This window comes from Escherichia sp. B1147 (genome assembly GCF_001660175.1).
In the GTDB taxonomy this organism is placed as follows: Bacteria; Pseudomonadota; Gammaproteobacteria; order Enterobacterales; family Enterobacteriaceae; genus Escherichia; species Escherichia whittamii.
Genome location: NZ_LFHY01000019.1, coordinates 74611 through 98856, shown reverse-complemented (window position 1 = coordinate 98856; position 24246 = coordinate 74611). Strand labels below are relative to the sequence as shown.

Here is a 24246-nt window from a genome sequence, read left to right as displayed (position 1 = left end):
CGCTAGCTTCAGGTGTTAGTGTCCTTACGGACGTGGGGGTTCAAGTCCCCCCCCTCGCACCAATTATCTTTACTTCCTCTCTTGTTTCTTCTTTGCTTTATCATCCCTGATTCCCGCTCATTATCATCAGCATGACGCCAGAAATAAGCGCCAGGCACGATGGTAGCAAAACGTAATGCCGTAACTGTTTGTGATACAGCATCACCGGCGTCAACACTAATCCCATCAGAATGACAATCCGCCACTGATCCGGCGATAAATCCGCATATGCCAGCCCTGCAATCAGCAATCCCGGCAGCAACACTCCCCAGCCACTGCCCAGCATACGTTGCAACATGGTTTAATCTCTTTCATTGATAATGATAACCAATATCATATGATAATTTTTATCATTTGCAAGCCAGAGAAATCACTTGCTATCGGGTAAACCTATCATTAGTATTAGCAATCATTATCATTTAGATTACTATCACGATTATGACCTATCGTTCCGCAACGCTTTTTGAAGATGTTATCTGGCGAACGCATCTCAAGCCGCAAGATCCGACGCTTGCACAAGCGGTACGTGCGACGATTGCGGAACATCGTCAACATTTGCTGGAGTTTATCCGCCTGGATGAACCCGCCCCGCATAGCGCCATGACGCTGGCGCAATGGTCATCACCGAATGCGTTAAGTTCTCTGCTGTCTGTCTATTCCGATCATATCTACCGCAATCAACCCTTGATGATCCGCGAGAACAAACCGCTGATCTCACTGTGGGCGCAATGGTATATCGGCCTGATGGTACCGCCATTAATGCTGGCATTGCTGACGCAGGATAAAGCGTTAGATCTTTCCCCGGAACATTTCCACGTTGAGTTTCACGAAACCGGGCGCGCCGCCTGTTTCTGGGTCGATGTGTGTGAAGACAAAAACGCAACACCGCATTCACCACAGCAGCGAATGGAAAAGTTAATCAGCCAGGCGCTTGTCCCGGTAGTGCAGGCATTAGAAGCGACAGGTGAAATTAACGGCAAACTCATCTGGAGTAATACCGGTTATTTGATTAACTGGTATCTGACCGAGATGAAGCCGTTGCTCGGCGAGGCGTTAGTTGAATCGCTCCGCCATGCCCTGTTCTTTGAGAAAACGCTTACTACCGGTGAAGATAATCCACTCTGGCGTACCGTGGTGCTGCGCGACGGCCTGCTGGTGCGCCGCACCTGCTGCCAGCGTTATCGCTTACCGGATGTGCAACAGTGTGGGGATTGTACGCTGAAATAAAAACACTGCCGGGAGGATAAACCCGGCATTAAACAGATTAATATGGATGCAACACATTACTTGTTTCTGAAATCCGCATACATAAGAGAATATCTGCGGCCTCCAACAACCCCGCATCAGAACTGACGCCCAGTTTCGACATCACATTAAATTTATGCGCACGGATCGTTTTAATATTGCGTTTAAGCTGCTCGGCAATTTGTGTCATTGAGTAGCCACACGACATAAACCGTAATATTTCCCTCTCCGTCGGACTCAGCGCCCGGCTTTGATTAATGTACCACTGGTTGTTCAGTCGATCGGTCGCCTGACGAACACCATTTAATGAAAGAAACAGCTCCTGGTGAAAAACATCCAGCGTCGATCCTTTACTTAACACACCATCCAAAGGAGAAGGCGACAATGAGCCAATCAACCGTGCTTCAATATCATCATCTGCAATAACCAAACGTCGGGTACGCGGAAATTTAATCGCCAGCTCAGTCAGGCACGATAATCCTTCTCTGCGCTCACTTCTCATGGCAGAAAAAGAAAAAATAACCGCCGCAAATGAAACCCGCGACATAGCATCCTGAAAAGCCTCCTGGCTGGTATACATATAGAGTTTATAAGGATTACCCGCAAACTTTCTGAATAAACTCTCAATACCGATACTGCTCATGACGCATTTTTCTATGAGTGCGACATTTCTCTTCTTAATTCGGTTGTGTTCCATTCCGCGGCATCTCCATAAACAGAAGGCAAGTTAAGTTCCCTTGCCCCCTGTGCGCTATTAATCCATGCATACATCTCAGCGTTACTGTGAATTGCCAGCCGACGCATCGCACTGTTTTTTTGTGCGCTGATGGTTTTATTGCTTTTCTTAAGCAATGAAGCTATTTGGTTGATGCCCCATCCTTTACCTAACAGCCGCAGTACTTTGCGTTCAGAAAGGGTAAGAATCACGGTGCGATAACCAAATTCCTGGATTTCCGGCATTGCAGGCGAAGTCAGCATGGCGCTGATGCGATCGGCATGGACATTACCGGAACGAACGGTCTTGACCAGATTCTCAATGGGCTCGATATCGGACAGCAACGTCGCAGTTGGACACATAAGCAGTTCCACCGCCTGAGAGTACCAGGCTCGCGAAACCATGAAAACCCAATGAATTTCCCGGTATTGTGAGATCAATGAATAGTAATGTTCACAAACAGAACGCGGGTCTTCTGTTTGTCCGGCTAAATCGGCAATAACTAACTCAGCACGACGTAATTGTAATATGGTCAGCTCCTCCGCAGAGGCGCTACTCGTTATATCGTATTCAGGGAGATGAGTCCTCATGACCTCTTTTAACCCTGCCTGCATAACGGGTATTTTACTGATAACAATTCCATTTTTGCAGCATCCTGGCAACATATATCCTCCACATCCACTGTCTATAAATTATGATGGTTTATTCCGGACATTCATCCTTTAAATGATTCCAATAAATTAATAGATTGAGCGGATAATTTATCCTTAGCATTCACTTCATATCAGTTTACCCCAGCCACACAAAAAATCCTTTGTATGTTTCAGGAGACTAGCATCAAATAATAACCTGGAAAAATACCTCTGACACATTTAAAATATCTAAATTGTGTTGTTAGAAATACTTAATCAAAACCCTCAGATTCAATCAGTTTAAGATATCATTTAAAATCACGAATAAAAGTAAAATAAAAAGCCTTTAGTCAGAATATCAAGAAAAAAATCAATAAAAACTGAAGGGTATTTCTTGCCGGGATCCGAAAAGTTGATTTCACCAGCCATTACTCAAACGCGTAAAAATAAAACGACATATTCATTTTAATGATAATATTCATAAAATTATTTATTCAACCCAAAACTCGCATCACCTCCCGTCAGCGAACTAATCACCGCAACCTGGATTAATCAGCGCAATTTTGATCTTAACCAACGTCAAAACAGCCATACTTCGTGATACAAAAGGGTTCTCATTTTTTGAAAAATACGCAACACGTCTATGACAAAGGGCGAGTTATGCAAACTGAGCAACAGCGAGCCGTAACACGGCTTTGTATCCAGTGTGGGTTATTTCTTTTGCAACATGGTGCGGAAAGTGCGTTGGTTGATGAGCTTTCCTCACGACTGGGTCGGGCGTTAGGGATGGACTGCGTCGAAAGTTCTATCTCTTCGAACGCCATAGTGCTGACAACCATTAAAGATGGTCAATGTCTCACATCGACACGTAAAAACCACGATCGCGGCATTAATATGCATGTGGTGACTGAAGTCCAGCACATTGTGATTCTGGCGGAACACCATCTGCTGGATTACAAAGGTGTTGAGAAGCGTTTTAGCCAAATACATCCCCTGCGCTATCCGCGTTGGCTGGTCGCTTTGATGGTGGGACTCTCTTGCGCCTGTTTCTGTAAACTGAATAACGGTGGTTGGGATGGTGCGTTGATTACATTCTTCGCCAGTATGATCGCCATGTATATCCGCCAGCTACTGGCACAACGCCACCTCCATCCACAAATAAACTTTTGCATCACTGCCTTCGCCGCCACCACAATTTCCGGCCTCCTTCTACAACTACCGACATTCAGTCATACGCCTACTGTGGCAATGGCGGCCAGTGTTCTTTTACTGGTACCGGGTTTTCCGTTGATAAATGCTGTAGCCGATATGTTTAAAGGTCATATAAATACCGGACTGGCACGCTGGGCGATTGCCAGTCTGCTGACGCTGGCAACCTGCGTTGGCGTGGTGATGGCACTCACAATTTGGGGGCTACGCGGATGGGTGTGATCGAATTTCTGTTAGCGTTGGCGCAGGATATGATCCTCGCCGCAATTCCTGCGGTCGGCTTTGCGATGGTGTTCAACGTGCCAATCCGGGCATTACGCTGGTGTGCGCTGCTTGGCGCGATGGGTCATGGTTCGCGAATGATTTTAATGACTACCGGACTCAATATTGAGTGGTCGACGTTTATGGCTTCGCTACTGGTCGGTACCATTGGTATTCAGTGGTCGCGCTGGTATCTGGCGCATCCGAAAGTCTTTACCGTGGCAGCCGTTATTCCCATGTTCCCGGGCATCCCGGCGTATACAGCAATGATTTCAGCGGTAAAAATCAGTCAGTTAGGTTACAGCGAGTCGTTAATGATTACCCTGTTAACTAACTTCCTTACAGCTTCATCAATTGTTGGCGCGTTATCCATCGGCCTTTCCGTTCCTGGATTGTGGTTGTACCGCAAGCGCCCCCGCGTATAAAATTGCCTCGCTTAAAGCACATGGATGAGAGGCTGCCTGGCCTCATCCGTGTGTTACTATAAAAGTAATCTCCCTTCTCGTTCATCGTTCCATATTGAGAAACAGTATGTCTTCCAGAGTTTTGACCCCGGACGTCGTTGGTATTGACGCCCTGGTACACGATCACCAAACCGTTCTGGCAAAAGCAGAAGGCGGCATGGTTGCCGTATTTGCCAACAACGCTCCGGCGTTTTATGCCGTTACGCCTGCGCGTCTTGCTGAACTGCTGGCGTTGGAAGAAAAACTGACGCGTCCGGGAAGTGACGTGGCCCTGGACGATCAACTCTATCAGGAACCGCAAGCCGCTCCCGTTGCTGTACCCATGGGTAAATTCGCCATGTACCCAGACTGGCAACCCGATACCGACTTTATCCGTCAGGCGGCATTATGGGGCGTGGCGCTAAGAGAGCCGGTTACCGCCGAAGAACTGGCGTCATTTATTTCTTACTGGCAGGCGGAAGGCAAAGTCTTCCATCATGTGCAGTGGCAACAAAAACTGGCGCGCAGTCTGCAAATCGGCCGTGCCAGCAATGGCGGATTAGCAAAACGAGATGTGAACACAGTCAGTGAACCTGACAGCCAAATTCCACCGGGATTCAGAGGGTAACGATGAAAAACGTTGGCGACCTGATGCAACGTCTGCAAAAAATGATGCCTGCCCATATCAAACCTGCCTTCAAAACGGGTGAAGAACTTTTGGCGTGGCAGAAAGAACAAGGGGCGCTCCGCGCCGCCGCTCTTGAGCGCGAGAATCGGGCGATGAAAATGCAGCGTACCTTTAACCGCTCCGGCATTCGTCCACTGCATCAAAACTGCTCCTTTGAGAACTATCGCGTTGAGTGCGAAGGGCAGATGAATGCGTTGAGCAAAGCGCGCCAGTATGTCGAAGAGTTTGACGGTAACATCGCCAGCTTCATCTTTTCTGGCAAGCCGGGAACCGGCAAAAACCATCTGGCGGCGGCAATCTGCAACGAACTGCTGCTACGCGGCAAATCGGTATTGATAATTACCGTGGCCGATATTATGTCGGCGATGAAAGATACCTTCAGAAATAGCGGTACCAGCGAAGAGCAACTGCTTAACGATCTGAGCAACGTTGATCTGCTGGTGATCGATGAGATCGGCGTGCAGACCGAATCGAAATACGAAAAAGTGATCATCAACCAGATCGTCGATCGCCGCTCTTCTTCCAAACGCCCAACCGGGATGCTGACCAACAGCAATATGGAAGAGATGACCAAGTTACTGGGCGAGCGCGTCATGGATCGTATGCGCCTGGGTAACAGTCTGTGGGTTATTTTTAATTGGGACAGTTATCGTAGCCGGGTAACGGGCAAAGAGTATTAATCCTCCTTTCCGGCGTTATACTGCGACACAATTTCACCTTGAGTAATGATGATGAAAACTGTTAAACACCTGCTGTGCTGTGCCATTGCCGCCAGCGAGTTAAGCACTCAAAATAGCACCTCACAGGGAGGCGGTTGGTCGCTCTCTTCATTAACTAATCTGCTTAGTAGCGGCAACCAGGCGTTAAGCGCAGACAACATGAACAATGCCGCAGGCATTCTGTAATACTGCGCGAAGCAAAAGCTGGCTTCAGTTACCGATGCGGAAAACATCAAAAATCAGGTCCTGGAAAAGCTGGGCCTGAACAACGAAGAGCAGAAAGAAGATACCAACTATCTGGATGGCATTCAGGGTTTGCTAAAAACCAAAGATGGTCAGCAGCTTAATCTGGATAACATCGGTACGACTCCTCTGGCAGAAAAGGTAAAAACCAAAGCCTGCGATCTGGTGTTAAAGCAAGGTCTGAACTTTATTTCCTGATCCGCATAACGCCGCGTTTTAGCTGTTAACAAGCTAACGCGGCCCCTCCCCGCTCTTTTCCCTGTTTCTGGGCGTCTTTCCCTCTGGTATACGGGAAGCTTTCTTGCGCAAAAAAGTCTGTTTATAAACTAATTCCTAACAACATCGCATTTTTTTGACACTAGAATTGCAGCAATATGGCAGCCCCATTACATTGTGTTTCTCAAAAAATCTTAAACATCGGCTAAACAGCCTGGTTTAGTGAGGATCGCCCGTTGTCAGAACTATTCTCTTTCGCCCTGTTTCTCGCCTCTGTGCTGATATACGCATGGAAAGCGGGACGTAACACCTGGTGGTTTGCCGCCACGTTAACGGTGCTGGGGCTATTTGTCGTTTTAAACATTACCCTGTTTGCCAGTGACTATTTTACTGGCGACGGCATTAACGACGCGGTGCTTTATACCTTAACTAACAGCCTGACCGGTGCTGGCGTCAGTAAATATATCCTGCCGGGAGTTGGGATCGTGCTGGCGCTGGCAGTAGTTTTCGGCGCGCTGGGCTGGATCCTACGCCGACGCCGTCATCATCCTCACCATTTTGGCTACAGCCTGCTGGCGCTCTTACTGGCGCTGGGTTCTGTAGACGCCAGCCCGGCGTTTCGCCAGATAACGGAGCTGGTAAAATCCCAGTCACGCGACGGCGATCCTGACTTTGCGGCTTATTATAAAGAACCGTCGAAAACCATCCCTGAGCCAAAACTTAACCTGGTTTATATCTACGGAGAAAGCCTCGAACGCACCTATTTTGACAACAATGCTTTCCCGGATCTCACTCCCGAACTGGGCGCGCTGAAAAATGAAGGGCTGGATTTCAGCCACACGCAGCAGCTGCCGGGAACGGATTACACTATCGCGGGCATGGTGGCTTCTCAATGCGGCATTCCGCTTTTTGCTCCATTCGAAGGCAACGCCTCTGCCTCGGTTTCCAGCTTCTTCCCGCAGAACATTTGTCTTGGCGATATCCTGAAAAACTCAGGTTATCAGAACTATTTTGTGCAAGGGGCTAACCTGCGTTTTGCGGGTAAAGATGTGTTCCTGAAATCACACGGCTTTGACCATTTGTATGGTGCAGAAGAGCTGAAAAGCGTGGTGGCGGACCCGCATTATCGTAACGACTGGGGATTCTACGACGATACCGTGCTGGATGAAGCCTGGAAAAAGTTTGAAGAGCTTTCCCGCTCTGGTCAGCGATTCTCACTGTTTACTCTGACGGTTGATACCCATCACCCGGATGGTTTTATCTCTCGTACCTGTAACCGTAAAAAGTATGACTTTGATGGTAAACCGAACCAGTCATTCAGCGCGGTAAGTTGCAGCCAGGAGAACATCGCCGCGTTTATCGACAAAATCAAAAACTCCCCGTGGTTTAAGGACACCGTTATTGTGGTTTCTTCTGACCACCTGGCGATGAACAACACGGCGTGGAAATACCTTAATAAACAGGATCGTAACAACCTGTTTTTCGTCATCCGTGGCGACAAGCCACAGCAAGAGACGCTGGCGGTGAAACGCAACACCATGGATAACGGCGCGACGGTGCTGGATATTCTGGGCGGCGATAACTTTATTGGCCTTGGGCGTAGTAGCCTCTCTGGTCAATCAATGTCGGAAGTGTTCCTCAACATTAAAGAGAAAGTGCTGGCGTGGAAGCCCGATATCATTCGTCTGTGGAAATTCCCCACCGAGATGAAAGAGTTCACCATCGATCAGAATAAAAACATGATCGCCTTCTCGGGTACCCATTTCCGTCTGCCACTGCTGTTACGCGTGTCAGATAAACGCGTAGAACCACTGCCAGAAAGCGAATATTCTGCACCACTTCGTTTCCAGTTGGCCGATTTCGCTCCGCGCGACAATTTCGTCTGGGTTGATCGCTGCTACAAGATGGCGCAGCTATGGGCGCCGGAGCTGGCACTCTCCACTGACTGGTGTGTTTCCCAGGGGCAGCTTGGTGGCCAGCAAATTGTTCAGCATGTTGATAAAACGACGTGGAAGGGCAAAACCGCATTTAAAGATACCGTCATCGATATGGAACGCTACAAAAGCAATGTCGATACGCTGAAGATTGTTGATAACGATATTCGCTACAAAGCCGACAGTTTCATTTTTAACGTCGCAGGTGCGCCGGAAGAAGTGAAACAGTTTAGCGGGATTTCCCGTCCGGAGTCGTGGGGGCGCTGGTCCAACGCGCAGCTAGGCGATGAAGTGAAAATCGAGTACAAGCATCCGCTGCCGAAGAAATTTGACCTGGTGATTACCGCCAAAGCATACGGCAATAACGCCAGCCGTCCTATTCCGGTACGCGTAGGCAATGAAGAACAAACCCTTGTGCTGGGCAATGAAGTGACCACCACCACACTGCATTTCGATAACCCAACCGATGCCGACACACTGGTAATTGTGCCGCCGGAACCTGTCTCAACCAACGAAGGGAATATCCTCGGACACTCGCCGCGTAAGCTCGGGATCGGCATGGTGGAAATTAAAGTGGTGGAACGTGAAGGGTAATTCCTGACTAATTTGTAGGTTGGATAAGACGCGCAAGCGTCGCATCCAACATTGAGGACATAATGCCGGATGCGACGTAAACGCCTTCTCCGGCCTACAAAACATCATTGAGAAACAGAAAAAAACAGCGCCCAACACTTCCCCGGACGCTGCATGGCAACTTTAATAATCTCGCCTTATCAGAAAGTAATTACACCCTTAATCAACTCACGATTGTTAATCACATCGCGCTCGTAGGTTTCTGCCAGCGTGGCGAACGGATAGCGATGGGTTAACATCATGTCGGCAGTGATTTTCCCTTCCGCCATAAGTCGACCGACTTTAGCGAAATCTTCCGGCGTGGCGTTGCGGCTGCCCATCATCGTCGTTTCTTTTTTATGGAATTCCGGATCAGAGAACTGCAACTCACCTTTAAACAGGCCGACAAATACCACCGTGCCGCCGTGACGAATCAGATTCACGGTGTTATTCATCGCATGTTGATTACCTGTCGCGTCGATCACTTTCTGCGCCAGCGAACCACCAAACTGCGCCCGCAGCTGCGCGTCAAAATCTTCGGCTGATGGGTCCAGCACGGGCAACTCCAGACGCGTTGCCACATGTTCACGGCGCGCCGGACTGGTATCCGCCACCACCACCTGTGCGCCATCGGCTTTAGCGATTGCCGCCGCGCCCAGACCGATTGGCCCCGCCCCGACCACCAGCACCTGCTCGCCGGGAGCAATGGCTGCGCGACGCACCGCATGAGCGCTAATAGCGAAAGGTTCAATCAATGCTGCCGCCTGCGGGTCAATACCGTCTGCGGGCAAAATGTTCGCCACCGGCACGCTCAAATACTCACTAAAACCGCCATCCTGATGCACGCCAATGACTGAAATTTTTTCACAGCAATTGGTACGACCGCTTTTACACGCCGGGCATTGCTGACAGGCAACATAAGGGATCACAACAACTTGCTGACCATTTTTAAGATCAGCAATATTTTTACCCAGCCCAACAATCTCCCCACATATTTCATGGCCTAAAACCCGTGGATAACTAAAAAATGGTTGATTTCCACCCCAGGCATGAATATCGGTACCGCAAATCCCGACAGACTTAATTTTTATTAATGCTTCATTGTCACCCGGAATAGGTATCTCGCGTTGTTTCCAGACTAATTCTTTCGGCTGCTGGCAAATTAAAACATTCATCGTAGACATGATTCGGCTCTCCATTTTTTGTTGCCTTAGATATCAATGAAAATGAAAAATGGCAGCGGAACGGAAAATCTGTTTTGTGAAAACACACGCATAAAAATGTTTTAAATCGGGTTTTAATGGACTCACAAGGAGAAAAATATGAGTCGTTCACAAAATTTACGCCACAATGTGATTAACCAGGTCATTGATGATATAGCGCGGGGTCATATCCCTTCCCCACTTCCATCGCAAAGTGCGCTGGCGGAAATGTACAACATCAGCCGCACTACAGTGCGTCATATTCTCAGCCACTTACGCGAATGCGGCGTCTTAACGCAGGTTGGAAACGACTATGTTATTGCGCGTAAACCTGACCATGATGACGGTTTCGCCTGTACTACCGCTTCAATGAGTGAACAAAACAAAGTGTTTGAGCAGGCTTTTTTCACGATGATAAACCAGCGCCAGTTACGCCCTGGGGAAACTTTTTCTGAACTGCAACTGGCTCGGGCCGCGGGTGTCAGCCCGGTTGTAGTAAGAGAATATCTTTTAAAATTCGGCCGTTATAATCTTATTCAAAGCGAAAAGCGCGGCCAGTGGAGCATGAAGCAATTCGAGCAATCCTACGCTGAGCAGCTGTTTGAGCTACGCGAAATGCTCGAAACACATTCACTTCAGCACTTTCTCAACCTGCCTGATCATGATCCCCGCTGGCTGCAGGCGAAAACCATGCTCGAACGTCATCGGCTACTGCGTGACAACATCGGCAATAGCTTTCGCATGTTCTCGCAACTTGACAGAGATTTTCACTCCTTACTGCTTTCAGCTGCCGACAATATCTTTTTTGATCAATCGCTTGAGATCATCTCAGTCATCTTTCATTTTCACTATCAATGGGACGAAAGCGATCTTAAACAGCGCAATATCATTGCCGTCGATGAGCATATGACCATTCTCAGCGCTCTGATTTGCCGCAGTGACCTTGATGCCACCCTTGCGCTCCGTAACCATTTGAATTCAGCTAAACAATCAATGATTCGATCCATTAATGAGAACACGCGTTATGCTCATTAAGTACGGATTAAAAACAGCAAACTATTAGCGGGTGCACGGTTTTATCAAAAGATAAATACCGGGAAATTCCCGCTTACCTATGCTCACAATCAGTCGACTAAAAATGTTTTTGTGAGCGGTAGTAAAGTCCTAAAACTTTAACCTGCCGTTAATGTCAACCTTGCGTAATGCACAATTACGTAAACAATTAAAATTATAAATACAGGAGTCCGGCGTGGAAAAAGAAAATATCACCCTCGATCCGCGTTCTTCATTTACTCCATCTTCGTCGGCAGATATTCCCGTGCCACCAGATGGATTAGTTCAACGCAGTACCCGAATTAAACGCATTCAAACCACCGCCATGTTGTTATTATTTTTTGCGGCGGTAATCAATTATCTCGACCGCAGTTCGTTGTCGGTAGCAAATTTAACGATTCGTGAAGAATTGGGATTAAGTGCCACCGAAATCGGCGCTTTGCTCTCCGTGTTTTCACTCGCTTACGGGATTGCGCAACTTCCTTGCGGCCCACTATTGGATCGTAAAGGCCCGCGCCTGATGCTGGGACTTGGGATGTTCTTCTGGTCACTGTTCCAGGCAATGTCTGGCATGGTGCACAGCTTTACGCAGTTCGTGTTGGTGCGTATCGGTATGGGAATTGGTGAAGCGCCGATGAACCCATGCGGTGTAAAAGTCATTAATGACTGGTTCAACATCAAAGAGCGCGGACGCCCGATGGGCTTCTTCAACGCAGCTTCTACCATTGGCGTTGCCGTAAGCCCACCGATTCTGGCGGCGATGATGCTGGTGATGGGCTGGCGTGGGATGTTTATTACCATTGGTGTGCTGGGGATTTTTCTCGCCATTGGCTGGTATATGCTCTATCGCAACCGCGAGCACGTAGAACTGACTGCCGTTGAACAAGCTTACCTCAATGCTGGTAGTGTCAATGCCCGCCGAGATCCGCTCAGTTTTGCCGAATGGCGCAGCCTGTTCCGTAACCGCACAATGTGGGGAATGATGCTCGGATTCAGTGGCATCAACTACACTGCGTGGCTGTACCTGGCCTGGCTTCCTGGTTACCTGCAAACAGCCTATAACCTGGATTTAAAAAGCACAGGGTTGATGGCGGCTATCCCTTTCCTGTTTGGGGCTGCCGGGATGCTGGTCAACGGTTACGTTACTGACTGGCTGGTCAAAGGGGGAATGGCTCCGATTAAAAGCCGTAAGATCTGCATTATTGCCGGGATGTTCTGTTCTGCCGCCTTTACGCTGGTCGTACCGCAAGCGACAACATCCATGACAGCGGTTCTGCTGATTGGTATGGCACTGTTCTGTATTCACTTTGCAGGAACATCCTGCTGGGGATTGATCCACGTCGCAGTTGCTTCTCGCATGACTGCGTCGGTGGGCAGTATCCAGAACTTTGCCAGCTTCATCTGCGCCTCTTTCGCGCCGATCATTACTGGTTTTATTGTTGATACCACCCACTCATTCCGTCTGGCACTAATCATCTGCGGTTGCGTCACCGCAGCGGGGGCATTGGCGTACATCTTCCTGGTTCGTCAGCCGATCAACGACCCACGGAAAGATTAATCTCCCTATGCCCGATAACATTTTGCTTATCGGGCATTTTTATGGCGATTAAAATGTTTCCCAGTTCTCCTCGCTATCTGCCACGGCCATTTTACGCGGCGTAGCTGGCGTCACGGTTTTTACCACAGCCGATGTTTCACGCTGCTGTTGCTGCTGTTGCGTCTGCTGAATCCGGAACACTGCCACTGCTTCGGTCAGGCGACTGGCCTGCTCTTCCAGCGCGGCGGCGGCGGCGGCAGACTCCTCCACTAACGCGGCGTTCTGTTGCGTTACCCTATCCATTTCGACAACAGCTAAACCAACCTGATCAATGCCACGGCTTTGCTCATCAGAAGCAGAAGCTATTTCTCCCATAATGTCAGTAACGCGTGTTACGGCGCTGACAATCTCTGTCATGGTTTCCCCGGCACTTTCGACCTGCGTAGATCCGACATCCACTTTACCCACTGAATCTTCAATCAGGCTTTTAATTTCACGGGCCGCCTGGGCGCTACGCTGCGCCAGGTTACGCACTTCCCCCGCAACTACCGCAAAACCACGCCCTTGCTCACCCGCGCGCGCCGCTTCAACCGCCGCGTTTAAAGCCAGAATATTGGTCTGGAAGGCAATACCATCGATAACGCTGATAATATCGGCAATCTTCTGCGAACTGGTTGAGATATCGCGCATCGTCTGCACCACGTTATCCACGACCTTGCCGCCACGTTGCGCGGTTTCAGAAGCACTTAACGCCAGATGACTGGCCTGACGCGCGTTCTCGGCGTTCTGTTTCACCGTTGCAGTCAGCTGCTCCATGCTGGCCGCAGTCTCTTCCAGTGAAGCCGCTTGCTGCTCAGTACGTGATGAGAGATCGTTATTACCCATGGCAATTTCGCTGGCACCGCTATAAATGGCATTAGCGCCGTTACGAACATCTCCGACAGTACGCATCAGTTCACTTTGCATATGGCGCAAACTCTGAGCCAGTTGTCCTACTTCGTTAGAACCATCCACCTCAATGGGTTTTACCAAATCCCCGCCAGCAATATGACAAATGCTTTCGATCAGGCGATTCATTGGTGCTACCAGCGAGGCTTTAATACCAAACCAGACAGCCACGATGACGGCTAACACGACGATCAACACGCCCACCAGCACCCACATCGCCTGGCTGTAGGAAGCATTATTATCGCTGACGGCAATATCGTAGAGACGATCGTTTTGCTCCATATAAGCCATATACAGCTTCTCGAAACCGTCCTGATATCCCTAGGTCGGCTGCTCAAAGAACTCGTTGATTTTGCCTGCACCTAACAGCTGGATCAGCTCCGCCAGCGCATTGTGATAAATATCGTAATTACGTTTGATCTCTGCCGCTGCGGCTGTGCTCTGACGCGGGTCACGCGGCAACGCTTCGTAGTCCACCCAGTTTTTTTCCGCCTGTTTCAGCGAAATACTGGCACTCTGCATCAGCTCGGCAACGGTTGAACCGCTGCCAATATTGTTCTGATCCATCATGTAGCGGATACCCGCACGGTTGAGGGTATTACGTGTCTGCAACAACGCGACCCAGCTGCCATTCAGCGTGGATTGCTGCTGACGAATGGTTTGTAAAACGGAGAAATTTTCTTTGTCATTTTTTAAGGCATTAAAGAACAAACCGCCTGATGTCAGTTGTAAAAGGCCAAAAACGGCCAAAACCAGCAATAAGCTGGTCACGATCTTAATACGTTTTAACATGGTTTCTCTTCCCTCCAGACCGGATACTCAGGTTGTCGGCCTGGCGGTAGAAAACTTTATGATCTGAAGCGGTGTTGAGCGGGTTTTTGTCGCTGTTTACTTACATTTTTTATGAGGGTCACACTCTGGAGCGATTCTTTATGATACAAAGTACCAGTTTTTACTGAATCAGTGATACTCCCATGGCTTATAGCATCGATATCATCTCCTGCATTACCGAACGGTTTATGGCGTTAACCGCCACTGAAAAGCGTATCGCACAATTTATTCTTGATGACGTCTCCGCAGCCGTGGAACTGCCTATCGCCGAGCTGGCGCGGTTAACGCAAACCAGCCAGGCTTCCGTGACACGTTTTGCCCGGGCATTGGGTTGCAAAGATGTCCGCGAACTGAAAGTCAAACTGGCGCAGTCACTGGCTATCGGGCAGCGGTTTATTCTCGATGTACCGGATCTTGACGGTGTTCAGGGGATCTACGAATCAATTATCAGCGTGCTGGAAACGCATCGTCGCTCGTTGGATATGAACGCCATCAGTCAGGCGGTCAGTTGGTTAAGCCAGGCGCGGCAAATTCTTGCATTGGGAACTGGCGGCGGTTCTACCATCTGCTCGCAGGAGATCCAGTACCGTCTGTTCCGCCTGGGATTACCAGTGGTCAGTCAGAACGATTCACTGATGATGAGAATGATGTGCTCTGCGGTTATGCCGCAGGATGTGGTGATAGTTCTTTCTCTCGGTGGTTATACGCCAGAAATCATCGAAAGCGCCGCTATCGCCCGTCAGTACGGCGCTCGAGTTATCGCCATTACGCCTGCACAAACACCACTGGCAGAACAGGTGGATCTGGTATTGCCATTGCTGGTTCAGGAAAGTGATTACATTTTTAAGCCCACGCCTTCCCGTTACGCAATGCTCGCGATGATCGATGTGCTGGCAACAGAGCTGGCTATGGCAAATAAAGCGCAGGCGAAAGATCGCCTGCGGCGGATAAAACTGGCATTAGACAGCCACCGGGGTGGCGCTAACCGCCAGCCACTTGGCGATTAGCACTATCGGTTATGCCTCTTCAGGTTTGGTGATCACGACGCTCTGGTTTTCACGCTCATTGGTGATAATAGCCAGAGCTTCTTCCCGGCTGACCTCGCTTGCTGGCGTTACCAGCGTCACCAGTACGCCAGCGACCAGGCTTCCCAGCACTGACGGAATGCACGGGTTACCCCAGTACGCAAGCCAGTCGGCATTCATCAGCACCACAATTGACATCGCCATACCGCTCACTAACGCCGCCAACGCGCCCTGCCAGTTAAAACGTAGCCAGAAGCGACCGAGAATCGAGCAGATAAACAGCCCGGACATCAGCATCGAAATCATTTTGGTAATGTAGCTGATGATGTCGTTAGAGGTCAGAGCAAAGACCAGCGCCAGGCCAATAACAAAGGTCAACATCCAGCGTGAGTAAGTGATTGCCTTGTTCTCCGGCGGCATTCTGCCGGTAATCATGGTGTAGACATCGCGCATCATAATTGCCACCGCAGCGATGGCATCAGAGCTGGCGGATGACATGGTGGCAGAAAGTCCGGCAATCAGTACCACCAGCCCAAGCAATGGCGGCAGAAAACTGGTGGCGAACAAGAAGGCGTAGTTGCTGTTTTCCAGATTCGGGTTCATGGTGAACGCCGCCATGCCGATAATGGCAGGCAGAATCGAGAAGAACAGATACAACACGCCAGTAATGACAAACGAACGGCGTACAGAAGAAACATCTTTACCCGAGTAAATACGCTGGCGATAGGACGGTGTTGCCAGCACACCTACGCCAATAACCAGCGCCAGCGAAAGCGCAGGCAACACGCCCATTTTATCAATCGCAAACAGGCTCATCGCTTTTGGGTCCATCGCCTGTTCAATCGCACTCCAGCCGCCAACGTGAACAACGGCAAGAATAGCCATTAATATAAAACCAAAGAACAGAATTAATGCCTGAATGGTGTCTGTCCACACTACCGCCGAATAACCACCGATAATAACGTATATCGCAAAAGCTAAGGCGATAATTAATTTTGCTACAGTAAGATCGATACCCGTTGCCCAGGCAAGATACATACTACCACCTAAAATATGCGCTCCCAGCCAACCAATAGAGGCAATAAATATCATCAGGCCGACAATATTTTTAATTAAATGACTCCCGCCAGTATAATAAGAGAGTTCTTCACTCATGGTCATAAAACGTAATTTACGTACTGGAGCAAACAGCCACGCCACCAGCAATATACCTACGGCCCCACCGACGCCATAAAGCATTCCGGCCCAGCCATTGCTGTAGCCAAAGCCTACCGCGCCCATACTGGACCCCGTGCCAACCATCGTGGCAACGGTTGAGCCCAGCGTCAGAAACAGCGGTAGCGAACGCCCGCCCAGCAGAAAATCTTCTCCGCTTTTCTGATTACGAGAAACAAACCAACCAAGCCAAATCATGGCGATGGCATAAATAATAAAGCCGACTAAAAAGATATGACTGTTCATAATTCACATCCTGCCAGTAGAGAGAGAATAATGTAAGGGTTCCCGGAGTGCTGAATGTATTCAGCACTCAATTGCGGTCTATTTTTTTAATTCTTAAATTTATTAGCGGGTCGCGTTATAACAGGTCACATCGACTTCGACTTTACAATCGACAACCAGATCAGCCACACAACAAATACGTGCAGGCGGATTCTCGCCAAAAAATTCTCTGAATACTTTATTAAATGACGGGAAATAGCGGGCGTCGGTCAGGATCACTTTCACGTGAACCACATCCGCCAGGCTATAACCGGCTTCGGTCATGATGTCGACACAGTTTTGGATTGCCAGTCGTGACTGTTCAACGATACCGCCTTCTACCACTTCACCGTTTTTCATTGGTGTTTGCCCGGAGACGTACAACCAGCCGCCCGCCTCAACCGCCCTGGCAAACGGCAAATGCTGCCCACCAGTGCCTGTTCCACCTTCCGTACCGTAACGTTTAATGCTCATATTCACTCCTTAATGTGAGGTCTGGCGGCGCAGGAAACGTCCCGCACGGCCTGTAATCTGTTTATCGCGACCATAGCTCATAACGCCGTTCACCATCACCGCCTCAATGCCATCTGCCGGGCGTTTGGGATCAGAAAAGCTGGCAACATCACGAATGGTTTGTGGATCGAACAACACCAGGTCAGCAAAATAACCGACTTTCACCAGCCCACGCAGGGGCAGACGAAAACGGCTGGCAGAAAGCCCGGTCATTTTGTGGATAGCGGTGGTTAGCGGGAATAAGCCTTCATCACGGCAATAGTGACCCAGCACGCGAGGGAAAGCGCCCCATAAACGCGGATGCGGCATGGGATCATTGGGCAGACCGTCAGAGCCAATCATACTGACCGGATAACTCAACACTCGGCGGACATCGCGCTCATCCATGTTGTAATAGATAGCCCCGGCAGGCATTAGCAGCTTCGCGGCCTCCAGCATACTCATCTGCCAGTCGATGGCGATTTGTGCCAGTGTTTTCCCGGCCTGCTGCGGATGTGTTTGTGACCAGGTGATCACAATATCGAATTCGTCGGTGACTTGTTTGAGATCCAGCGTTGAAGAGCTGGCCGAGTAAGGGTAGACATCGCAGCCAATTTCCTGGTGTTGACGCATTTGGTCAAAAAAGGCCAACGTTTCTTTTGTCCGCCCCCAGTTTTTCGCCCCGGCGCATTTATGGTGGGAAACCACGACAGGCACTTTGCCATGACGCCCAATGCGAAACGCCTCATCCAGGGCATCAAGAATGGGTTCAAATTCAGAACGCAGATGGGTGGTATAAACGCCCTTCTCACCGGCCAGTTCTTCCGCCAGCGCCATCACCTCTTCGGTGGTCGCCTGAAACGCCGTGGCATAGGCCAGCCCGGAACTTAACCCCAGCGCCCCCTGACTCAACGCCAGACGTAAATCAGCACGCATGGCGGCAATTTCATCCGCTGTTGCCGGGCGAAACAGGTCATCCATATGGTTATTACGCAGCGCAGTATGACCAATCAGCGTGCCAACGTTCAGTGATGGCCTGGCTGCTTGCACTGCCTGGGCATAGCTTTCAACGGTGGGATAAATAAAGTGCTCCGCTTCCCCTAACAGATTCATCGGGTCAGGGACTTCGCCTTTCATTTTCGCTGCCGCGGCACTGATCCCGCAGTTGCCGACAATCACAGTGGTGATCCCCTGGCTGATTTTTGGCAGATACTCCGGGATGCGAATAACGTTGATATCGTCATGGGTATGAACGTCGATAAACCCTGGTGCCAGCACCCGTCCTTCACCGTCAATGACCTGCTGCGCCGTAACGTTAAGCGCAGGGGCAATATCGACAATCCGGTCACCTGTTATTGCCACGTCAGCGCGAAATTCAGGGCCGCCACTACCGTCGATAACCGTCACATTTTTGATTAACCAGTCAATCTGCATGTTCGTCACTCCATTTCTGCAATGGTGACAAGTTAACCATTTACAAGGATGAAAAACAGTGGAAAACTACGCAAAACCCAGATGATTTTATGATACTTTTATTCATAAACCATAAGACAAATAAACTAAACATTTATATTTCATTTAGTTACAAATGATACTCACATCCGATACGCTGAAATCTTCAAAAGGTGAATGTTATGAAATACCACTCCGAACCTCTGGTTCCCCATAAATCAGCCCTGATGCAAACGCCCGCAAATATCCTTGCCGAAGATGTTTGTTTACCTACCGCGATCATTAAAAAGCAGGCTCTGGAGAACAACATTGCGTGGATGCAACGCTATGCTGACGCGCGCGGCGTTTCACTGGCACCGCACGGTAAAACCACCATGACGCCGTGGATTTTTCAGGCGCAGCAGGCAGCAGGCGCCTGGGCAATAGGTGTCGGTAGCGCATGGCAGGCTGGTGCAGCAATGGCGAGCGGGATCCTGCGTGTACTGATGGTTAACCAATTGGTCGGCAAGGCGAATATGCAGCTAATCGCCCAGTTGCAACGGCATTACCCGACGGTCGATTTTATCTGCTGCATTGACAGCATTGAGAACGCCCGCGCTTTGTCTGCCTTTTTTGCCAGCCAGCAACAGACGCTGAACGTGATGATTGAGCTGGGTGTTCCCGGCGGGCGCTGTGGTTGCCGCTCAACGGATGCCGCACTGGCACTGGCTGGACAGGCGGCCCAATTACCAGGTTTATGTCTGCGGGGGCTTGAGCTATATGAAGGTGTTTTACACGGCGAAGATCCGCAACCGCAGGTAGAAACACTGCTGCGGGATGCCGCACAACTGGCTTGTGATATGGCTTACCTGGTTGATGGCGAATTTATTCTCACCGGAGCAGGCACGGTCTGGTATGACGTGGTGTGCAACATCTGGCTGGCGGCAGAAAAACCTGATAACTGCCGCATTGTCATTCGCCCAGGCTGTTACATCACCCATGACACAGGGATCTACGACGCGGCACAACAGCAATTGATCGCCCGCGATCCGGTGGCTTGCGATCTGGCAGGCGATCTCACATCTGCGCTGGAGCTGGTGGCTATGGTGCAATCGGTGCCGGAAGCAGATCGGGCGGTAGTTAATTTTGGTAAACGTGATTGCGCCTTCGACGCCGGATTACCGCAACCGGTCGCCCACTATCGCGAGGGTAAATCACTGGCGTTTAATCCTGAGGCTATTCACAGTGTTGGCATTATGGATCAGCACTGCATGTTACAACTGGCTGCCAACAGCGACGTGCAGGTGGGGGATATTCTGGTGTTTGGCACTTCCCATCCGTGCCTGACCTTCGACAAATGGAAAACGTTGTTATTGACTGATGACGACTACAACGTACTGGCAGAGCTGGATACTCTCTTCTAAGAACGCCCCCTTCGGTTAATTATCGAAGGGGCATTTTTATTGTGATCTCAATCACATATTAGCCTAATGAATAATTCTTGCCCAACCGCTCACCGCCATTCCTGACCGCTTACGTCCCTAATATAACCACTCAGTTATTTACCTTACTTTACGCGCGCGTAACTCTGGCAACATCACAGCAGGATAGCGGTCAATTTACCTCCTCAAACGCAACGCAAACCTAGAACGGCTTCGGCCAATGATTAACAAATTACTCTATGGATTTTGGTTTGCAGGAAGGCAGCAAGTGAGGGAATCCCCGGGAGCTTACAAAAGTAAGTGACAGGGGTGAACGAACGCAGTTGCCGCACCTGTAAGCCAAAAGACGACGAGTAAAATGCCAGGTTTTACTATGGATACGAAAAAACTATTCAAGCACATACCCTGGGTGATTCTCGGAATCATCGGTGCATTCTGCCTCGCGGTAGTTGCATTACGTCGGGGGGAGCACGTCAGCGCCCTGTGGATTGTGGTCGCCTCTGTGTCAGTGTATCTGGTGGCTTATCGCTACTACAGTCTGTACATCGCCCAGAAGGTGATGAAACTCGACCCCACGCGCGCGACACCTGCGGTTATTAACAACGACGGTCTGAACTACGTTCCGACCAACCGTTACGTGTTGTTTGGTCACCACTTCGCCGCTATCGCCGGTGCTGGTCCGCTGGTTGGCCCGGTTCTCGCCGCGCAGATGGGCTACCTGCCTGGCACACTGTGGCTGCTGGCGGGGGTAGTGCTGGCCGGTGCGGTTCAGGACTTTATGGTGCTGTTTATCTCCTCTCGCCGTAACGGCGCATCTCTCGGTGAGATGATCAAAGAAGAGATGGGGCCAGTACCGGGAACTATCGCGCTGTTTGGCTGTTTCTTAATCATGATCATCATCCTTGCCGTCCTGGCGCTGATTGTGGTTAAAGCCCTGGCCGAAAGTCCGTGGGGTGTCTTCACCGTTTGCTCAACCGTGCCGATTGCGCTGTTTATGGGTATCTACATGCGCTTTATTCGTCCGGGGCGTGTGGGTGAAGTCTCTGTCATTGGTATCGTGCTGCTGGTCGCTTCTATCTACTTCGGCGGCGTGATTGCTCACGACCCGTACTGGGGTCCGGCACTGACCTTTAAAGACACCACCATTACCTTCGCGCTGATTGGCTATGCGTTTGTTTCCGCACTGCTGCCAGTGTGGCTGATCCTCGCACCGCGCGACTATCTGGCCACCTTCCTGAAAATCGGCGTTATCGTCGGCCTGGCGCTGGGTATCGTCGTGCTGAACCCGGAACTGAAAATGCCTGCGATGACCCAGTACATTGACGGTACTGGCCCGCTGTGGAAAGGCGCTCTGTTCCCGTTCCTGTTCATCACCATCGCCTGTGGTGCAGTGTCTGGCTTCCACGCGCTGATCTCTTCCGGTACAACGCCGAAACTGCTGGCTAACGAAACCGACGCGCGTTTCATTGGCTACGGCGCAATGCTGATGGAGTCCTTCGTGGCGATTATGGCGCTGGTTGCTGCGTCCATCATCGAACCGGGTCTTTACTTCGCGATGAATACCCCGCCTGCGGGTCTTGGCATCACCATGCCTAACCTGCATGAAATGGGTGGCGAGAACGCGCCGATCATCATGGCGCAGCTGAAAGACGTTACCGCACACGCGGCAGCGACCGTCAGCTCCTGGGGCTTCGTGATTTCGCCAGAGCAGATCCTGCAAACCGCGAAAGACATTGGTGAGCCTTCTGTTCTGAACCGTGCAGGTGGTGCGCCGACGCTGGCGGTAGGTATCGCTCATGTGTTCCACAAAGTGCTGCCGATGGCTGACATGGGCTTCTGGTATCACTTCGGTATTCTGTTCGAAGCCCTGTTCATCCTGACCGCGCTGGATGCCGGTACCCGTTCTGGCCGCTTTATGCTGCAGGACCTGCTGGGTAACTTCATCCCGTTCCTGAAAAAAACTGACTCTCTGGTTGCCGGTATCATCGGTACTGCGGGCTGTGTGGGTCTGTGGGGCTACCTGCTGTATCAGGGCGTGGTCGATCCGCTGGGCGGCGTTAAGAGCCTGTGGCCGCTGTTCGGTATCTCTAACCAGATGCTGGCAGCCGTGGCGCTGGTACTGGGCACCGTTGTGCTGATTAAGATGAAGCGCACTCAATACATCTGGGTAACTGTTGTTCCGGCTGTATGGCTGCTTATCTGCACCACCTGGGCGCTGGGCCTGAAACTGTTCAGCACCAACCCGCAGATGGAAGGCTTCTTCTACATGGCAAGCCAGTACAAAGAGAAGATTGCTAACGGTACTGACCTGACGGCGCAGCAGATTGCCAACATGAACCACATCGTTGTGAACAACTACACCAACGCAGGCCTGAGTATTCTGTTCCTGATTGTGGTGTACAGCATCATCTTCTACGGTTTCAAAACCTGGCTTGCGGTGCGTAACAGCGACAAACGTACTGACAAAGAAACACCGTACGTTCCAATCCCGGAAGGCGGCGTGAAGATCTCTTCGCACCACTAACAGGTTGCCTTATCCGGCTTACAAAATGTCTATCGTAGGCCGGATAAGGCGTTTACGCCGCATCCGGCAAATCCTCAGCCCGGACCTTCCGGGCTTTACGCATATCTGGAAGGCAAAATGTTTGGTAACTTAGGACAGGCAAAAAAATATCTCGGCCAGGCGGCGAAGATGTTGATTGGCATTCCAGACTACGACAACTACGTCGAGCATATGAAGACCAACCATCCCGACAAGCCGTACATGAGCTATGAAGAATTCTTCCGCGAACGCCAGAACGCGCGCTACGGCGGCGATGGTAAAGGCGGTATGCGCTGTTGTTAATGGAGAGAGCATGAACCCGATTGCAGTTACCCTACTCACCGGTTTTTTAGGCGCGGGCAAAACCACCCTGCTGCGCCATATTCTTAACGAACAGCACGGCTACAAGATTGCCGTGATTGAAAACGAATTCGGCGAAGTCTCCGTTGATGATCAATTAATTGGCGACCGCGCCACGCAGATCAAAACGCTGACCAACGGCTGCATCTGTTGTTCGCGCTCCAACGAGCTGGAGGACGCGCTACTTGACCTGCTGGACAATCTCGACAAGGGCAATATTCAGTTCGACCGTCTGGTCATTGAATGCACCGGCATGGCCGACCCCGGCCCGATTATTCAGACTTTTTTCTCCCATGAGGTTTTATGCCAGCGCTACCTGCTGGACGGCGTGATTGCGCTGGTGGATGCGGTACATGCCGATGAGCAGATGAACCAGTTCACCATCGCCCAGTCCCAGGTTGGCTACGCCGACCGTATTCTGCTGACTAAAACCGACGTCGCTGGCGAAGCAGAAAAACTGCGTGAACGACTGGCGCGCATCAACGCCCGTGCACCGGTCTACACCGTCACCCACGGCGATATCGACCTGGGTCTGCTGTTCAACACCAATGGTTTTATGCTGGAAGAGAACGTCGTCAGCACCAAACCGCGTTTCCACTTTATCGCGGATAAACAAAACGATATTTCATCGATTGTGGTGGAACTGGATTACCCGGTAGATATCAGCGAAGTTTCCCGGGTGATGGAAAACCTGCTGCTGGAGTCGGCAGATAAACTGCTGCGTTACAAAGGGATGCTGTGGATTGACGGCGAACCTAACCGCCTGCTGTTCCAGGGCGTCCAGCGCCTCTACAGCGCCGACTGGGACCGCCCGTGGGGCGATGAAAAACCGCATAGCACAATGGTGTTTATCGGGATTCAGTTGCCGGAGGAAGAGATAAGGGCGGCGTTTGCGGGGTTGAGGAAGTAAGAGCTGGTAGGCCGGATAAGCGCAGCGCATCCGGCCTG

General features: G+C 50.5%; 20 protein-coding genes and 2 pseudogenes. 14 read left to right on the top strand and 8 right to left on the bottom strand.

All coding sequences use genetic code 11. From position 1 onward, the window contains the following. Positions 1 to 100: 100 nt before the first annotated feature. Positions 101 to 337 (bottom strand): DUF1435 domain-containing protein, encoded by a 237-nt coding sequence (locus A9180_RS19880; RefSeq protein ID WP_064530254.1) that lies wholly within the window; start codon positions 335 to 337, stop codon positions 101 to 103. Between the two features lie 140 nt (positions 338 to 477). Here A9180_RS19880 and fhuF point away from each other — a divergent pair, with 140 nt between their 5' ends. After that, positions 478 to 1266 (top strand): siderophore-iron reductase FhuF, encoded by a 789-nt coding sequence (gene fhuF, locus A9180_RS19875; RefSeq protein ID WP_064530253.1) that lies wholly within the window; start codon positions 478 to 480, stop codon positions 1264 to 1266. 37 nt (positions 1267 to 1303) lie between these two features. Here fhuF and bglJ read toward each other — a convergent pair whose 3' ends face one another. Together bglJ and A9180_RS19865 are read right to left on the bottom strand one after the other, a co-directional pair. Further along, positions 1304 to 1981, bottom strand: a complete 678-nt coding sequence (gene bglJ, locus A9180_RS19870; RefSeq protein ID WP_064530252.1) for a DNA-binding transcriptional activator BglJ — start codon at positions 1979 to 1981, stop codon at positions 1304 to 1306. Next, positions 1939 to 2664, bottom strand: a complete 726-nt coding sequence (locus A9180_RS19865; RefSeq protein WP_064530255.1) for a helix-turn-helix domain-containing protein — start codon at positions 2662 to 2664, stop codon at positions 1939 to 1941. The genes bglJ and A9180_RS19865 overlap by 43 nt, the downstream gene beginning before the upstream one ends. 627 nt (positions 2665 to 3291) lie before the next feature. Here A9180_RS19865 and A9180_RS19860 point away from each other — a divergent pair. The 6 genes and pseudogenes from A9180_RS19860 (at position 3292) to opgB (ending at position 8938) form a co-directional block, all read left to right on the top strand. Further along, positions 3292 to 4062 (top strand): threonine/serine exporter ThrE family protein, encoded by a 771-nt coding sequence (locus A9180_RS19860; RefSeq protein WP_064530251.1) that lies wholly within the window; start codon positions 3292 to 3294, stop codon positions 4060 to 4062. Continuing rightward, a complete protein-coding gene (locus A9180_RS19855; RefSeq protein WP_064530250.1) occupies positions 4053 to 4526 on the top strand; it encodes a threonine/serine exporter in 474 nt (157 codons plus the stop codon). Before A9180_RS19860 ends, A9180_RS19855 begins: the two co-directional genes overlap by 10 nt. A 106-nt stretch (positions 4527 to 4632) precedes the next feature. Continuing rightward, positions 4633 to 5172, top strand: coding sequence for a primosomal protein DnaT (dnaT, locus tag A9180_RS19850; RefSeq protein WP_064530249.1), 540 nt, complete (start codon positions 4633 to 4635; stop codon positions 5170 to 5172). A gap of 2 nt (positions 5173 to 5174) precedes the next feature. Continuing rightward, entirely contained in the window at positions 5175 to 5912 is a 738-nt protein-coding gene (gene dnaC / locus A9180_RS19845) for a DNA replication protein DnaC (RefSeq protein ID WP_064530248.1), read from the top strand. Between the two features lie 48 nt (positions 5913 to 5960). Further along, positions 5961 to 6392, top strand: a pseudogene (locus tag A9180_RS19840) (DUF2501 domain-containing protein). 254 nt (positions 6393 to 6646) lie between these two features. Beyond that, positions 6647 to 8938 carry a phosphatidylglycerol--membrane-oligosaccharide glycerophosphotransferase gene (gene opgB / locus A9180_RS19835; protein ID WP_064530247.1) on the top strand — a complete coding sequence of 764 codons (2292 nt, stop codon included), beginning with the start codon at positions 6647 to 6649 and terminating at the stop codon, positions 8936 to 8938. Positions 8939 to 9117: 179 nt separating this feature from the next. Here the strand turns inward: opgB and lgoD are convergent, their stop codons facing one another. After that, positions 9118 to 10140: an L-galactonate oxidoreductase gene (gene lgoD, locus A9180_RS19830; RefSeq protein WP_053273433.1), complete on the bottom strand. Its 1023-nt coding sequence runs from the start codon at positions 10138 to 10140 to the stop codon at positions 9118 to 9120. 138 nt (positions 10141 to 10278) lie between these two features. Here lgoD and A9180_RS19825 point away from each other — a divergent pair, with 138 nt between their 5' ends. Then, a complete protein-coding gene (locus A9180_RS19825) occupies positions 10279 to 11193 on the top strand; it encodes a GntR family transcriptional regulator (RefSeq protein ID WP_064530246.1) in 915 nt (304 codons plus the stop codon). 214 nt (positions 11194 to 11407) lie between these two features. Further along, positions 11408 to 12769, top strand: a complete 1362-nt coding sequence (locus tag A9180_RS19820) for an MFS transporter (RefSeq protein WP_000410144.1) — start codon at positions 11408 to 11410, stop codon at positions 12767 to 12769. Positions 12770 to 12817: 48 nt separating this feature from the next. On the opposite strand, the pseudogene tsr reads toward A9180_RS19820, so the two are convergent. Next, positions 12818 to 14488: pseudogene (gene tsr / locus A9180_RS19815) on the bottom strand (methyl-accepting chemotaxis protein). Positions 14489 to 14670: 182 nt separating this feature from the next. Here tsr and A9180_RS19810 point away from each other — a divergent pair. After that, a complete protein-coding gene (locus A9180_RS19810) occupies positions 14671 to 15534 on the top strand; it encodes a MurR/RpiR family transcriptional regulator (RefSeq protein WP_064530245.1) in 864 nt (287 codons plus the stop codon). Between the two features lie 9 nt (positions 15535 to 15543). Here the strand turns inward: A9180_RS19810 and A9180_RS19805 are convergent, their stop codons facing one another. From A9180_RS19805 to A9180_RS19795, 3 genes are all read right to left on the bottom strand, one after another. Beyond that, positions 15544 to 17013, bottom strand: a complete 1470-nt coding sequence (locus tag A9180_RS19805) for a sodium:solute symporter family protein (RefSeq protein ID WP_064530244.1) — start codon at positions 17011 to 17013, stop codon at positions 15544 to 15546. 102 nt (positions 17014 to 17115) lie between these two features. Next, positions 17116 to 17505, bottom strand: coding sequence for a RidA family protein (locus tag A9180_RS19800; protein WP_064530243.1), 390 nt, complete (start codon positions 17503 to 17505; stop codon positions 17116 to 17118). 9 nt (positions 17506 to 17514) lie between these two features. Next, complete coding sequence (locus A9180_RS19795; protein ID WP_064530242.1) at positions 17515 to 18957, bottom strand: N-acyl-D-amino-acid deacylase family protein; 1443 nt, start codon at positions 18955 to 18957, stop codon at positions 17515 to 17517. Positions 18958 to 19157: 200 nt separating this feature from the next. Between A9180_RS19795 and A9180_RS19790 the strand changes: the two genes are divergently transcribed. The 4 genes from A9180_RS19790 to yjiA all read left to right on the top strand — a co-directional run bounded on the left by A9180_RS19790 (position 19158) and on the right by yjiA (position 24208). Further along, on the top strand, positions 19158 to 20378 hold the full coding sequence (locus A9180_RS19790) for an amino acid deaminase (protein ID WP_064530241.1): 1221 nt from the start codon (positions 19158 to 19160) through the stop codon (positions 20376 to 20378). A gap of 391 nt (positions 20379 to 20769) precedes the next feature. Continuing rightward, complete coding sequence (btsT, locus tag A9180_RS19780; protein WP_001298933.1) at positions 20770 to 22920, top strand: pyruvate/proton symporter BtsT; 2151 nt, start codon at positions 20770 to 20772, stop codon at positions 22918 to 22920. 117 nt (positions 22921 to 23037) lie between these two features. Further along, positions 23038 to 23241 (top strand): YbdD/YjiX family protein, encoded by a 204-nt coding sequence (locus A9180_RS19775; RefSeq protein WP_000467859.1) that lies wholly within the window; start codon positions 23038 to 23040, stop codon positions 23239 to 23241. Between the two features lie 10 nt (positions 23242 to 23251). Continuing rightward, positions 23252 to 24208, top strand: coding sequence for a GTPase (yjiA, locus tag A9180_RS19770; RefSeq protein ID WP_001600951.1), 957 nt, complete (start codon positions 23252 to 23254; stop codon positions 24206 to 24208). Positions 24209 to 24246 lie beyond the last annotated feature (38 nt).